Raw genomic sequence first — 14,106 nt, forward strand, 5'->3', positions numbered from 1 at the left:
CTTGTCAACCAAAATAGCGTACTATATGGTACGATTTCATGACGGAGCCCATTCCCCCGATCAGCCGCCGCGAAGCGCGGCGCCGCGACCGGCGCAAGACCATATTGAAGGTCGCGTCGCGTTCCTTCATGGAAAAGGGCTATGCCGCGACGACCATGTCGGGGATCGCCGCGGCGCTGGGCGGATCGAAGGGCACCCTGTGGAGCTATTTCCCGTCCAAGGAAGAGCTGTTCGCCGCCGTTCTGGACGACGCGACCACCGCTTATCGATCGCGCCTCGCTGAAATCCTCGATCCCGACGGCGACCTTGCAGGCACGTTGCGGACCCTGGGCGTCAACCTGCTGACGAAGATCACATCGCCCGAAAGCGTCGCGCTATACAGGCTGGTGGCGTCGGAAGCGGGCCGCTTTCCCGAAATGGGGGCGATCTTCTACCAACATGCACCGGGCAATACCCGGCGATTGGTGGCCGAATTCCTGGAAAGGGCGATGGATCGCGGGCTTTTGCGCCGGGCAGACCCCGAACTGGCGGCGCGCACCTTCACGATGCTGATGCTTACGGGCTGTCACCAGTCGCTGGTCTGGGGACAGATCGAGCGGGCGACGGCAGAGCAGATCGAGGCCGATGTCGACAATGGGCTGGACTGTTTCCTGCGCGCCTATGCGCCGGAGCCGCGTTAACCATTTCTTTGCCCGCCGATCCTATGCTGCGCGGTGGCAAGAGGTGGGACGTCATGCAATTCTGGAAACGCGACAGCATCAGCAGGCCGCAACAGGCGCAGGGTCCGGACGGCGGACGCGCGCCCCGGCGATTGCGCCTTCTGCTGGTCGATGAAGACGCCACGTCCCGCGCCGTCGTGGCCCGGCGGCTGTCGCATCTGGGCTATGACGTCGCGCTGGCGGAAAGCGGCTTCACCGCGATCAACATGCTGGTCACGCGGCCGGTGGACATCATCCTGATCGACATGGGACTGGCGCTGCTGCCCGGCCTGACGACGATGCGGAAGATCCGCGCGGCGGGACTGGCCGAAAATGCCTGTTTCGTCATGATCGGCGGGCGGAACGACAGGGTGTCCGCGGTCGACGCGCTGGATGCGGGGGCCGACGACCATGTGGTGAAGCCCTTCGATTTCGACCTGCTGGATGCGCGGCTTCGCCATTTGTGCGCAAGGGCGGAGCAGGTCGGTGCGCTGGCGCGGCATAATGCGGAACTGGACGCGCGGATCGCCCGCCGCGCGCTGGAACTGGGCGAAACGCGCGATGCGCTGGCGGAGATGCAGGCGGACCGGGCGCGGCTGGTGTCATCGATCCAGGCGCTGCATGACGAGATCGCCCGGCTCAACGCGGCGCGGAACTAGGGCCTGAGGCTGTCATCCCGGCGCAGGCCGGAATGACGGGCCGGAATCACTTCAGCCACTGCGTCGCCGCGAACCAGCCGGCAATGCCGGCCGCCATGGCCATGCACACACCGACCACGCCCCAAAAGGCCCAGGGTTCATGGGCATAGGGTATGCCGTCCACATTCATCCCCAGCAGCCCGGTCAGGAAGGTCAGCGGCAGGAACACCAGCGCCACGACCGAGATGATCAGCGCCTGCCGGTTCATCTGCTCCGCGCGCAGGTCGGTCAGTTCTTCATGGGCGAGCGCCGACCGTTCGCGCACCGCTTCCAGCTCCTCCGCCATGCGGGCGCAGCGGTCCGCCGCTTCCTGGAGGTGCAACCGGTCGTCGGGTTCCAGCCATGACGCATCGGCGGCGGACAGTCTTTCCAATGCCTGCCGCTGCGGCGCGATGAAGCGGCGATAGCCGATCGCCGTCGCGCGGATTTCCGACACGCGCCGCCGCGCCTCCGCCGGGCCATGTTCGGTCAGCGCGCTTTCGATCTCGTCCAGGCCGTCGCCCAGTTCGGCGACTTCCGGGTCGAGCGCTTCGGTGATCTGCTGCGCGAAGGCGGCGATCAGGTCGCCCGGATCGCGGATCAGACCCCGCAGCATCTGCTGCATGACGGGCTCCATCGCCGCGAGCGGCCGATAGCTGACGGAAATGACCCGCGCCTCTTCGGCCCAGAGGCGGATCGACACCAGCGGGTCGCCTCCATCGTCATCCGCCGCGCCAAGCCCGCGCAGGTTCACCAGCGCGCCATGGGCCATCAGCGTGCAGCGCGGCCGGGTCTCCTGCGCCAGCAGCGCGGACAGCGCCGCTTCGGGCATATGGTCGCAGCGGGACGCGACGTGGCGGGCATCCTCCTTCCAGCCATCGGCATGGACCCAACTGAACGGCGCGTCCTGCGTCCGCGCGCAGAAATCGTCGAGCGAGATTTCCTGCGCCCGAGCGCCGTCGAAGAGGAAGACCCGGCTTATGGCGTCATCTCCATCCAGAGCGACAGGCCTGCCCCCGGATCGTCGGGCGGCGCGTCTGCCAGGATGCGCACGGCATCGGCCCGCGCCCTGTCCAGTATCGCGGCAGGCACGTCCGGCGCGTGATAGACGCGATCCGCCTCGCCCAGCAGGCGGGCGGCGCGCAGGCTGAGATCGTCGGGATCGCCCGACAGCAGGCGGATGTTTTCCAGCCTGTCGGCCCCGGTCCAGAGCCCGCCCCCTTCGGAAAGCCAGTGCGGCACGGCGTCCACGGCTTTGTCGGACAGCGGATCGATCAGCCCGCGCACGGCAAGGCCGGCGTCGATCGCCCGCCGCCTTGCCGCGGCATCGGGCCAGCGCTGGCGGATCGCGGCGCGCGCATCGTGAAGCGCCGTCGCCAGCAGCCCCAGACGGGCCGGCAGCAAAGCTTCGATGCGTTGCCTGAGCGCCTTGGCGAGACCCGCCGAAGCGCCGCCCGTGCCGATGGCGATCAGCACCGGCTCCCGGTCGACAATGGCGGGCAGGGTGAAGTCGCAAAGTTCCGGCCTGTCGGTCGCGTTCACCAATATGCCCCGGGCCCGGAGCCGCTGCACGGTCGCCGCATCGCCATCCGAGACGATGGCGAGCGTGGCCTCAGCCGCCTCGCCCACGATCCGCGCGCCCGCCCGTTCGAGCAGGCGCCGCTTGGCGTCCGCCGCCTCCCCTTCGCCGGTCAGGATGACGGCCCGCCCTTGCAACCGCAGGAAAACGGGCAGGCTGTGCATCAGTCCTGCACATCCTTCGACGCTACCCAGGCCGGAATGCTGTCCCCCTCGATCAGCGCCTCGACCGGCGGACGGGCGCGGACAACGGCCCATTTGTCGCCCGACACCAGCACTTCGGGCGTCAGCGCGCGGCTGTTATAGGTGCTCGCCATGGTCGCCCCATAGGCCCCGGCGGTCATGAAGGCGACCAGATCGCCCGCCCCCACCACATCCATGTCGCGGTGCATGGCGAAGGTGTCGCCCGTCTCGCACACCGGGCCCACCACATTGGCGGCGGCGCGCTCGCCCTTCGGTTGCACGGCGCGGATGTCGTGCCAGGCGTCGTAGAGGCTGGGCCGCAGCAGGTCGTTCATCGCCGCGTCGACGATCACGAAGGGGGCCTGCGCGCCCTGCTTCACCCGCACCACCTGCGACAGCAGCACGCCCGCATTGCCGACGATCAGGCGGCCCGGCTCGAACATCAGGCGGACGTTCCAGCCCTGCGTCACCTTCGTCACCATCGCGCCATAGTCGGCGGGGCTGGGCGGCAGCGGCTGCGAGGGATCATAGGGCACGCCCAGCCCGCCGCCGAGATCGGCGGTGCGGATGTCATGGCCTTCGCCGCGCAGCCTTTCGATCAGCGCGCCGACCTTGGCGAAGGCGGCTTCCAGGGGCGCGAGATCGGTGAGCTGGCTGCCGATATGCACCGCCACGCCCTGCACGTCGAGGCCGGGGAGGCCGCGCGCCGCGGCATAGCTGGCCAGCGCCCGGTCATAGGGGATGCCGAACTTGTTTTCCGACTTGCCGGTCGAGATCTTGGCATGGGTTCCCGCGTCGACATCGGGGTTGATGCGATAGGCGACCGGCGCCCTCTTCCCCATCGACAGGGCCACTTCGGAGAGCATTTCCGCTTCGGGCTCACTTTCCAGATTGAACTGGTAGATGCCCTTTTCCAGCGCGATGCGCATTTCGTCGGCCGTCTTGCCGACGCCCGAAAAGACGATGCGGTCCGCCGGAATGCCCGCCGCCATGGCGCGCAGCAATTCGCCCACCGACACGACGTCGGCGCCGAGGCCCAGCTTCGCCAGCGTCGCCAGCACGGCGGCGTTGGGATTGGCCTTCACCGCGAAGGCGATCAGCGGATCATCAAGCTGCGACAGTCCTTCGCGGAACACGCCGACATGGCGGGTCAGGGTCGCGGTCGAATAGATGTAGACGGGCGTGCCGACCTGCGCGGCGATCTCCGCCATCGGCACCTGCTCCACCAGCATCGCGCCGTCGACATAGGTAAAATGGTCCAAGTCAGTCTATCCTAGAAATCTTATCGCCAAAAATCAGCGGGGGTCGCTTTCGGGCGGCAGGTCGAACGGGTCGTCGCCACGCACCTTCGATTGGGTCAGCAGTTCGACATTCCGTTCCGGCCGCGCCTGGATCGTGGGCGTGGTGAGCTGCGCTGCGGTGGGCGCCGTCGCCGCCCCCACCGGCACGGCGGGCAGGCGCTGCCCCTGCACCGGCTTCAGCGGCTGGCGACCGCCGCAGGACGCCAAGGCCAGCGCAAGCGCCGCCAGCGCAACCCCTTTGGCGATCCGTGCCGTCATCACTTCTTCTGCCCTTTCGCGTCGTTCCGGGCCTCAGCGATCCGCGCACGCACCTGATCGGGCGCGGTGCCGCCATGGCTCCTGCGGCTGGCGACCGAGGCGTCGACCGTCAGCACCGCATAGATACGCTCATCGATCCGCGCATCAATGGCCTTGAGCGTTTCCAGCGGCAGATCGGCAAGCTGCACGCCCGCCGCCTCCGCCGCCGCGACCGCGCGGCCCGTGATATGATGCGCCTCGCGGAAGGGAATGTCGCCCTCCCGCACCAGCCAGTCGGCGAGGTCGGTGGCGGTCGCGAAGCCGCTTTCCGCCAGGCCGCGCATCCGGTCGGTGCGGAACGTCACCGTCTCGATCATGCCGGTCATCGCCGCGATGGACAGGCCCAGCAGGTCATGCGCCTCGAACACCGGCGGCTTGTCGTCCTGCATGTCCTTCGAATAAGCGAGCGGCAGGCCCTTCATCGTGACGCAGAGCGCATTCATGCAGCCCATGATCCGCCCGGCATGGCCGCGCACCAGTTCGGCGGCGTCGGGATTGCGCTTCTGCGGCATGATCGAGCTGCCGGTCGAATAGGCGTCGGGCAATTTCACGAAGCCGAAGGGCTGGCTAGCCCAGATGATGAATTCCTCGGCCAGCCGCGAGAGGTGCAGGCTGCACTGGGTCGCCGCCATCAGATAGTCGAGCGCGAAGTCGCGGTCCGACACGCTGTCGAGGCTGTTGTCGGTCGGCTTGGCGAAACCGAGCGCCGCCGCCGTGGCGTGGCGGTCGATGGGGAAGCCGGTCCCGGCCAGCGCCGCCGCGCCCAGCGGGCACTCGTTGAGGCGGGCGCGGGCGTCGGCGAAGCGGCTGCGGTCGCGGCGGACCATCTCATGATAGGCCATCAGGTGATGACCGAGCGTCACCGGCTGCGCGGACTGGAGATGGGTGAAGCCGGGCATCACCGCATCGGCATGCTCCTCTGCGCGGGTGAGCAGCATGGCGGACAGGCCCTGCAGGCCCGCCTCCACCTCATCGATGGCGTCGCGCACCCAGAGGCGGAAATCGGTCGCCACCTGATCGTTGCGCGAGCGCGCCGTGTGCAGCCGTCCCGCCGCCGGACCGATCAATTCGGCCAGCCGCGACTCCGTGACCATGTGGATGTCTTCCAGGTCCAGATCGACCGGCACGCCGTCGGCTTCATATTCGGCGGCGATGCGGTTCAGCCCCTCGGTGATCGCCTGCGCGTCCTCTCCGTCGACGATGCCCTGTTTGGCGAGCATCGCGACATGGGCCTTGGACCCGGCGATGTCCTGCTTCCACAGGCGCTTGTCGAACGGGATCGACGCATTTATCTCCCGCATGACCGAAGCCGGACCGGCCGCGAAGCGTCCGCCCCACATGCTGTTGGAGCTTTTCCCCGTGCGATCATCCTTACGCTGCGTAATGACACTGCTCCTGCTGGCCGGCCTTGGCGCGTGCGATAAGCAATCCCCGGCCGCCGGGCAAGGCCCGAACGCCACCAGCGGCGAGGCGACGGGACCGGCGCAAAGCGGGAAAGGCGCGTTCAGCTACACGCTCGACAGGTCGAAGGCCGGAACCGCTGCCCCCGATTTCACCTTCCAGAATCCGGACGGCAGCGATGCCAGCCTCAAGGATTTCGCGGGCAAGCCGGTGCTGGTCAACCTCTGGGCGACCTGGTGCGCGCCCTGCGTGGCGGAAATGCCGACGCTGGATGCCGTGGCGGCGGATTATGGCAGGAAGGGGCTCGCCGTCCTCACCATCTCCCAGGACAGCCAGGGGGAGACGGTGATCAAGCCCTTCTTCGAGAAACATCCCCTGCCCCATCTGAAGGGCTGGATCGACCCGGAAAACCAGTTCGGCTTCCACTACAACACCGGCATGCTGCCGACGACCGTCATCTATGATGCGCAGGGCAAGGAAATGGTCCGGGTGGTCGGCGCGATGGATTGGGCCAGCAGGGAAGGCCGCGCGCTGATCGAAGCGGCGATGGCGAGCTGATCCCCTGCTCCCCCTCTCCACTCTTCATGTCGATAGGTTCGGCATGACGAACAGGGGCAAGGTTTTCCTGAAACGAACTTCCGTCAAAAATCCGCCATATGCGCTGCTTGCAAAATGCGGCGCGCCACATGCACCCTAATCAATTGCCATTCTGCCTCATGGCGTCGCAATCTGGTCTGATTTTCCTCCTAGAAATAAAGAAGAAATATTTAATTTTTCTATTTTTTGTGCGATGCGGTAGAGGTTTCATCCTAAAAGTTCGTTGATCCCCCTGTCATGGATAAATGCAAAACAGGGGGCATAGATGACAAGATTATCCGCTCTTCGCCTTTCATTGGTGCTGGCCTCGTCCTGGTCGGCCTGTGCGATGGCGCAGGAGGCGCAGACCGCGCAAGCCGATGATGGCGCCGCCATCATCGTTACCGGCACCCGCGCCGTCGGCATGCAGGCGGCCGAAAGCGCCGCGCCGATCCAGGTGCTGAGCCAGGAGGCGATCAGCCATGTCGGCCAGCCGAACCTCAACCAGGTCCTGACCCAGATCGTCCCGAGCTTCACCGCCCAGACGCAGGGCACCGACCTTTCCAGCTTCTCGCTCTCCGCCCGTCTGCGCGGCCTCAGCCCCAACCACACGCTGGTGCTGGTCAACGGCAAGCGCCGCCACGGCAACGGCATCCTCCAGGTGATTTCCGGCGCGTTCCAGGGTTCGGCGGCGCCCAGCATCGACCTGATCCCGCCGGACGCCATCGCCCGCGTCGAAGTGTTCCAGGAAGGCGCGGCCGCCGTCTATGGCACGGACGCCATCGCGGGCGTCATCAACTTCATCCTGAAGGACAATAACGAAGGCGGCAGCTTCAAGGTCACGGGCGGCCAATATTATGACAGCGAAGGCGAATTGTTCTCCGCCTCCGGCAATATGGGCTTCAAGCTGGGCGAGGACGGCTTCTTCAACCTGAGCCTGTTCCACCGCCGCCAGGATTACACCACGGTGGGCACCGGGCAGGTCCAGATCACCAGGCCGGACGGCACGCTTCAGCCCAACACGCCCGCCCAATGGTCGAACCTGGCGGGCGACGCGCTGTCGGGCATCAACGGCGGCCAGCCCAAGACCTATCTGACCGAAGCCTTCTACAATATGGGCTATGATTTCGGCGGCATCGAACTCTACAGCTTCGGCGATTATGCCCGCCGCATCGGCTATGCCAAGCAGGGCTACCGCCATCCCAAGCGCATCTGCTACGAAACCGGCAATCTGGGCGGCAGCATCACGCCCGCGGCATATAATCCCAATATCTGCTATGGCGACACCGGCACCTGGGGCATGGTGCCGCTCCAGCATGTGATCGAGGATGAATATAGCTTCACGGTCGGCGCCAAGGGCGATTTCGGCGGCGACTGGAATTACGACATCAGCACGACCTACGGCTATCAGAAGGACGACATCTGGACCGAAGCGTCGGCCCATCGCGAAGTCTGGCAGGAAAGCTATGCCGCCTCCCTGCAGGGCATCGGCAGGCCCAATACGGTGGACAAGGCCTATGACGGCGGCTTCCGCCTGAGCCAGACCACCGTCACCGCCGACATCCGCAAGGAATTCGACGCCGGCATGGCGGGGCCGCTGACCCTGGCGTTCGGCGGCGAATATCGCCGCGACACCTATGAGATCGTCGCGGGCGATTATTATTCGACCTACAAGACGGGCGTTCAGTCCTTCCCCGGATACAAGGCGACCGACGCGGGCAAGTTCCGCCGCAGTTCGCGCGCGGGCTACATCAACCTGATCGCGGAGCCGGTTGAAAACTGGTCCGTCGACCTTGCCGGCCGTTACGAGGATTATACCGACTTCGGCGACACCACCATCGGCAAGATCACCACGCGCTACGACTTCAGCCCCGCCTTCGCGATTCGCGGCACGGTCAGCACCGGCTTCCGCGCGCCGACGCTGGCGGAACAGAAATATTCGACCATCAACGTCGGTCCGACCAGCGCCGTCGCGCAGCTTCCCGCCGGCACGCCTGCCGCCGCGCTGCTGGGCTTCAACTCGCTGAAGCCTGAAAAGTCGAAGAACTTCTCGGCCGGCGTCGTGCTGCGGCCGGTGCCGAAGCTGGCCATCACGGTCGACGGCTATATCATCAAGATCAAGGACCGCATCACCGGCACGGCGGCCCGCAACGCCGTCCTGAACGGCGTGCCGCAGCCGGGCGGCGCCGACATCCTGAACGCGCTGAACGCCGCCGGCATCGTCCTGGACAGCGCCCTGTTCACCAACGGCACCATCGGCGTGTCGAGCTTCACCAACGGCATCGACACCCGCACCTGGGGCATCGATTTCTCGGCCGCCTACCCCGTCGCGCTGGACTTCGGCACGCTGAACCTGTCGCTGACGGCGAATTACAACAAGACGAAGATCACCGACAACAAGGTCGGCTACCCCATCTTCAACGCGGCGTCGGAAAGCAACATCGAGCGTTCCAACCCCGACTACAAGATCGTGGCCGGCGCATTGTTCAAGAGCGGGAAGTTCGCGCTCAACCTGCGTGAGACCTTTTACGGCAAGACCAGCGTGCTTGTCCGCCCGGCCTTCACGCCGTCCGCTGGCTTCATCCCGAATGGCGGCTTCCTGATCGCGGACGGCGCCATCGTGAACGGGGTGAACGCCAACCAGCTCTACTTCAACGGCGTGGTCAAGGCGACCGCGCTTACCGATCTGGAGGCAAGCTACGACTTCACCGATGCCGTCACCTTCTCTGTGGGTGCGAACAACCTGTTCAACAAGCGGCCGGAAGTGCCCGCGCTGATGCAAGGCGTCACGCCGGGCGCTGGCGTCTCGCCCTATATCAACGGCGCCGGGGCCTATAACAGCTATTATGGCCACGGACCCTACAGCACGTCGGGCGGCTATTATTACGCCCGGCTCGACTTCAAATTCTGACGCGTCACGAAGGAAGGGCCGGTCCGCCAAAGGACCGGCCTTTTTGCATCGGGGAAATAGGCATATGAAGAAATGGTTCGCCCTGGTCCTGGCTGTTGGCGCCACGCCGCTGGCCGCGCAGCAGCCTCCCTTCTCCCCTGCCGTGCGGGCAGGCGATACCCTGTATCTTTCCGGCCAGATCGGCCGGGTGCCGGATGGCATGGACCCCCATAAGGAGGGCTTCGATGCCGCGGTCCGCAATTCCATGGATTCCATCGGCAAGATCCTGAAGGACAATGGCCTCGACTTCGGCCATGTCGTCAAATGCACGGTGATGCTGGACGACATGGCGGATTGGCCACGATTCAACGGCACCTATGTCAGCTATTTCCAGGGCAAGCGGCTGCCCGCCCGAAGCGCGTTCGGCGCGGACGGGCTGGCGATGGGCGCGCCGCTGGAGATCGAATGCATCGCGAGCTTCAAATAGGCGAAGGCCGTCCGGCTTTTGGACCGCGTGGACAAATTGGGAATGTCGGGAAATGGCCAATTCAGGACATTCCCCTCCCGTAAACGGGAGGGGTTAGGGGTGGGCGCGAGCGTAGCGAGCTTCTGACTTAGCCGTTGCAAAACGGCGCAGATGCCGCGCCAGCCCACCCCCTAACCCCCTCCCGCCTGCGGGAGGGGGAATGTCCGCAATCCACCCAAATCACTCAGTCCGGCGAGTCTCGAATTTATCCACGCCGCCTAGCGATGGCGCGCCGCTCAAGGCTCGCCCCTGGACTCCTGCATCCGCCGCTCCGCGAACCATTGCTCCAGCGCCTTGGCGGTGCAGCCGGTGAAGCCATTGCTGCCAATGGCGGAGCAACTGCCCGGCAGGGTCTGCCGCTGGACCTGCTCCATGGTCGCGACCTGGCTACCCCAGCCGGGGCCGCCCGCCGGTTCAGGCTTTTCGCGCAACTTCTTGGGAATGCGATAGCGTTCGGATTCGGGCTTGCGGGCGCAGACGATGATCTCGTCGCCCTCGCCCTTTGGGCAAGGATCGTCGCCATAGACGACCAGGTTGAAGATTTTCTGCGGCGGCTCGGCATGGGCCGCGCCGCCGAAAGTCAGGGGAGCCAGCGCGACGGCGGCGAAGGAAAGGGCAGTGAGGAGACGCATCGATCCATAATCCTTGTTCGTCCCCTGTCCCGCCGGCCGGATTGCCCGGTTTCCGGCAGCCTTCTTCCAGACGCCGCGCCGCGGCAAATGCCGTCACTGCTGCGGCGGCGTTCCCGGTTGCGGTCCCTGCGCCGGAGCCGGCTGCTGTTGCTGGGCGGCCCGGGCCTTTTCCTCCGCCACGGCCTGCGCCTCGATCGCCTTGCTTTCCGCGTCGATGGTGGAAAGGCGCCGGGTCCGTTCCGCCTCGACCAGATCCTTCCAGCTTGCATTGTCCGCGGCCTGGCGCTCCGCCTTGGCAAGGCGCGCCAGTTGCGCGAAGCAGCCGGTGGCCCCGCCGCCGCCCACCGGCGAGCAGCTTTCGGTGCCGCTGCGTCCGACATATTCCATCGACTTCACCCGTTCGCCCCATGCCTGATGGCTGGGCTGGTTCGGATCGCCGCGCAACGGCTCGGGAATGCGGTAGCGCTCCTCCTCGCCCTTGCGGGCACAGACGACGATGTCGCTGCCCTGGCTCTGCGGGCAGGGATCGTCGCCATAGACGATGACCAGATTGACGCGTTCCGACCCCGCCTGCGCGGCGGTGGGCTGGTCCTGCGGAACGCTGGGCCCCTGTTGCGCCATGGCCGGGAAGGCAGCGCCCAGCGCAAGCATGGCGGCGATCAGGCGGGTCTTCATCATGCTTCTCCTCAGATACGCTTCGCCTTAGATATGCTTGGAAAGGGCGATGGCGGCACGACAGCCCAATCTGATGACGCCCGACAATAAGGGATAGACCGGAGCTTCCTCCGCGCCATGGGCGATGGCGGCGTCGCGATGCTCCACTTCCTCCGCCTGAAAATCCGCGATGACGGTGGAGAGTTCCGGATCGTCCTGACCCAATTGCTCGAGCTGCTCGGCATAGTGCCGGTCGATTTCGGTCTCGATCGCGGCGGTGCACGCCATGGCGGCGCGCGGCCCGATCGCCGCCGTCACCGCGCCCAGGGCGAAACCCGCCACGTTCCAGATCGGCTGCAGCGCCGTCGGACGCACGCCCCGGCGGGCGATCATCGCGTCGAAATGCTTGCGGTGCCGTTCCTCCTGCGCCGCCATGCCGGCGATGACGCGGGAATCAGGATGGCGGTCGCCCATGACGGCAAGCTGCCCGGCATAGATGCGGGTCGCACCGAACTCTCCCGCCTGGTCAACGCGCAGCATGGAGGCGCGCTGGGCGTCCGTCACCCGGCGGCCGGGCCGGGGGAAATCGGGACGCTGAGAATCTTTTGCGCTCATGCCTTGCTCCCTTTCCTGAGCAGCAGCACCAAGATGAGGAGCGCCGCCGCCGCCGACAAGAGGCCGTTATAGCCCGCCATCGAAATGCCGAACAGGCTCCACGGCGCGACGTCGCAGCGGGTGATCGGCGTCGCCATGATCTGGTTGAGGATGTCCGCCGGATTGCCGCCGGCCGGGCTGGTCGAGCAGGCGGTGAGCCCCTGCCACCAGCCATATTCGACGCCCGCATGGAACAGGCCGATGCCGCCACTGAGGCCAATGGCAAGGCCGGCGAGTCCGGTGAACAGCGCGCTCACGCAGGCCTTGCCGCGCAGCGCATAGGCGATCAGCGCCAGCGGAATGGCCGCCATATGCGCATAACGCTGCCACCAGCACATTTCGCACGGGTGCAGGCCACCGAGGAACTGGAAGGCATAGGCGCCGCCCAGCATGACCAGCGGGACGATCAGCGCCAGGGCGCGGGCGAGGGGCAAAGATTTCATGTCGCTCGCTTAAACCGTCACGTGGCTTTCGTCATGCTGAACTTGCGGGGTGAAGGGAGCCGGCCTGAGGGCCGCGCGATCCCCTCACCGAGCTGCGACCAGGCAGCGAGCTGCCAAGTCTGCGCAGCCCTCTTCCTCAAGGGAGAGGGATAAAGCGGGTGTCCGCTTCCCGTCCAACGCAATCCGGCAAGTCCCGAACCGGTCCCGCCGGCCGGGCGCGGCACGTCGATCCGCAACGATCAATGCGTCGCCGGCTTGCGGACGGGAGCGGCCTGAGCCACCGCCCCGCCCGGCTTTGCCGCCAGACGCGCTATGGTCTTCAGCGCATAGTCGAGCTGGAAATCCTCGATCCCCTTCTTCTTCAGCTCCTCTGCCGTGGCGGCGAAGCGGGGATCGTCCTTGCTGTCCTCTTCCAGCGCCGCATTGTCGGTCTTGATCTCGTTGATCAGGTGCCGGCGCAGGTCGCTTTCCCGGAATTTCGGACGATTCTTGTAACCGGGGTCGCTAAGCTGCGGCACCCTGACATCGGGTTCGATCCCGCCTTCCTGCACGGAGCGGCCCGACGGCGTGTAATAGCGCGCCGTCGTCAGCTTGAGCGCCGTGGTGTTGCTGAGCGGCAGCATGGTCTGGACGCTGCCCTTGCCGAAGCTGCGTTCCCCCATCACCAGCGCGCGATGCTGGTCCTGCAGCGCGCCCGCGACGATTTCCGATGCGGAGGCGGAGCCCGCGTCCACCAGCACGATCACCGGCAGGCCCCTCGCATCGTCGCCGGGCTTGGCATAATAGCGCTCGACATCGCCCTTGTTGCGGCCGCGCTGCGACACGATCTCGCCGCGCTCCAGGAAGGTGTCGCTGACCGACACGGCTTCGTCCAGCAGCCCGCCCGGGTTGGACCGCAGGTCGAGGATATAGCCGGTGGGCTTGCGGCCCAGCGACTTGTCGATGCTGCGGATCGCCTGGCGCACGTCGGCGCCGGTATTGGCCGAGAAGCTGACGATGTTGATGACGCCAATGCCGTTCTTCACCTCCCACTTCACCGGCTTCAACTGGATGATCTCACGCGTCAGGGTGAGGTCGATCGGCTTGTCGCGGCCGGGGCGGACGATGGTCAGCTTGATCTGCGTGCCCGGCGCGCCGCGCATCTTGTCGACCGCCTCGTCCAGCGTGCCGCCATAGATGAGCTGCCCGTCGAGATGGGTGATATAGTCGCCCGCCTTGATCCCCGCGCGCCAGGCCGGGGTATCCTGCGTCGGCGCGATCACCTTCACCGCGCCGTCCTCCTGCGTGACGGAAAGGCCGAGGCCGCCATAGCTGCCCTCCGTCTGGGTGCGGAGATTCTGGAAATCGCGGGCGTCGAGGAAGCTCGAATGCGGGTCCAGGCTGGCGAGCATGCCGTCGATGGCGCCCTTGATCAGCTTTTCGTCGTCGACCTTCTCGACATAGTCGCTGCGGACCTTCTGGAACACGTCCATGAACTCGTCGAGCGCCTTGTAGCTGCTTGCCTCCCCATCGGCGAGCGCCGCGGTGGTGGCAGGGATGAGCGCGAGCGCGCCAAGGGCGACGGCGCCCCGGAAGAAATTGGATTTCATGCGTGTC

Annotated in this window: 15 protein-coding genes; 5 read left to right on the forward strand and 10 right to left on the reverse strand. The window is 66.1% G+C overall.

Annotated elements, in window-relative coordinates:
- Window positions 1-38: 38 nt before the first annotated feature.
- Both EWH10_RS02770 and EWH10_RS02775 read left to right on the forward strand, forming a co-directional pair.
- Window positions 39-680 carry a TetR/AcrR family transcriptional regulator gene (locus EWH10_RS02770; protein ID WP_025547049.1) on the forward strand — a complete coding sequence of 214 codons (642 nt, stop codon included), beginning with the start codon at window positions 39-41 and terminating at the stop codon, window positions 678-680.
- Between the two features lie 53 nt (window positions 681-733).
- A complete protein-coding gene (locus EWH10_RS02775; RefSeq protein ID WP_065846223.1) occupies window positions 734-1,357 on the forward strand; it encodes a response regulator transcription factor in 624 nt (207 codons plus the stop codon).
- 46 nt (window positions 1,358-1,403) lie between these two features.
- Here the strand turns inward: EWH10_RS02775 and EWH10_RS02780 are convergent, their stop codons facing one another.
- The 5 genes from EWH10_RS02780 to argH are packed head-to-tail and all read right to left on the reverse strand — an operon-like array spanning window position 1,404 to window position 6,074.
- A complete protein-coding gene (locus EWH10_RS02780; protein ID WP_044662771.1) occupies window positions 1,404-2,357 on the reverse strand; it encodes a zinc transporter ZntB in 954 nt (317 codons plus the stop codon).
- Complete coding sequence (locus EWH10_RS02785) at window positions 2,354-3,118, reverse strand: precorrin-2 dehydrogenase/sirohydrochlorin ferrochelatase family protein (RefSeq protein ID WP_044660174.1); 765 nt, start codon at window positions 3,116-3,118, stop codon at window positions 2,354-2,356. Before EWH10_RS02785 ends, EWH10_RS02780 begins: the two co-directional genes overlap by 4 nt.
- Window positions 3,118-4,398, reverse strand: coding sequence for a diaminopimelate decarboxylase (lysA, locus tag EWH10_RS02790; protein WP_044660175.1), 1,281 nt, complete (start codon window positions 4,396-4,398; stop codon window positions 3,118-3,120). The genes EWH10_RS02785 and lysA overlap by 1 nt, the downstream gene beginning before the upstream one ends.
- Before the next feature lie 33 nt (window positions 4,399-4,431).
- Window positions 4,432-4,695: a hypothetical protein gene (locus EWH10_RS02795; protein ID WP_025547053.1), complete on the reverse strand. Its 264-nt coding sequence runs from the start codon at window positions 4,693-4,695 to the stop codon at window positions 4,432-4,434.
- Window positions 4,695-6,074 (reverse strand): argininosuccinate lyase, encoded by a 1,380-nt coding sequence (gene argH / locus EWH10_RS02800; RefSeq protein ID WP_044660176.1) that lies wholly within the window; start codon window positions 6,072-6,074, stop codon window positions 4,695-4,697. The genes EWH10_RS02795 and argH overlap by 1 nt, the downstream gene beginning before the upstream one ends.
- Before the next feature lie 43 nt (window positions 6,075-6,117).
- Here argH and EWH10_RS02805 point away from each other — a divergent pair, with 43 nt between their 5' ends.
- The 3 genes from EWH10_RS02805 (at window position 6,118) to EWH10_RS02820 (ending at window position 10,088) form a co-directional block, all read left to right on the forward strand.
- Window positions 6,118-6,693 (forward strand): TlpA family protein disulfide reductase, encoded by a 576-nt coding sequence (locus EWH10_RS02805; protein WP_044660177.1) that lies wholly within the window; start codon window positions 6,118-6,120, stop codon window positions 6,691-6,693.
- A gap of 304 nt (window positions 6,694-6,997) precedes the next feature.
- Window positions 6,998-9,622: a TonB-dependent receptor plug domain-containing protein gene (locus EWH10_RS02815; RefSeq protein ID WP_044660178.1), complete on the forward strand. Its 2,625-nt coding sequence runs from the start codon at window positions 6,998-7,000 to the stop codon at window positions 9,620-9,622.
- 64 nt (window positions 9,623-9,686) lie between these two features.
- Complete coding sequence (locus EWH10_RS02820; protein ID WP_025547061.1) at window positions 9,687-10,088, forward strand: RidA family protein; 402 nt, start codon at window positions 9,687-9,689, stop codon at window positions 10,086-10,088.
- A 275-nt stretch (window positions 10,089-10,363) separates the two neighbouring features.
- Here the strand turns inward: EWH10_RS02820 and EWH10_RS02825 are convergent, their stop codons facing one another.
- From EWH10_RS02825 to EWH10_RS02845, 5 genes are all read right to left on the reverse strand, one after another.
- Window positions 10,364-10,759, reverse strand: coding sequence for a hypothetical protein (locus tag EWH10_RS02825; RefSeq protein ID WP_044662772.1), 396 nt, complete (start codon window positions 10,757-10,759; stop codon window positions 10,364-10,366).
- Between the two features lie 93 nt (window positions 10,760-10,852).
- Window positions 10,853-11,437, reverse strand: coding sequence for a hypothetical protein (locus EWH10_RS02830; RefSeq protein ID WP_044660179.1), 585 nt, complete (start codon window positions 11,435-11,437; stop codon window positions 10,853-10,855).
- A 24-nt stretch (window positions 11,438-11,461) separates the two neighbouring features.
- On the reverse strand, window positions 11,462-12,028 hold the full coding sequence (locus EWH10_RS02835; RefSeq protein WP_044660180.1) for a demethoxyubiquinone hydroxylase family protein: 567 nt from the start codon (window positions 12,026-12,028) through the stop codon (window positions 11,462-11,464).
- Window positions 12,025-12,510, reverse strand: a complete 486-nt coding sequence (locus EWH10_RS02840) for a disulfide bond formation protein B (RefSeq protein WP_044660181.1) — start codon at window positions 12,508-12,510, stop codon at window positions 12,025-12,027. Before EWH10_RS02840 ends, EWH10_RS02835 begins: the two co-directional genes overlap by 4 nt.
- 239 nt (window positions 12,511-12,749) lie before the next feature.
- Window positions 12,750-14,099, reverse strand: a complete 1,350-nt coding sequence (locus EWH10_RS02845) for a S41 family peptidase (RefSeq protein ID WP_065846224.1) — start codon at window positions 14,097-14,099, stop codon at window positions 12,750-12,752.
- Window positions 14,100-14,106: the final 7 nt, after the last annotated feature.

The sequence above is a fragment of the Sphingobium fuliginis genome (genome assembly GCF_004152845.1).
GTDB lineage: Bacteria > Pseudomonadota > Alphaproteobacteria > Sphingomonadales > Sphingomonadaceae > Sphingobium > Sphingobium fuliginis.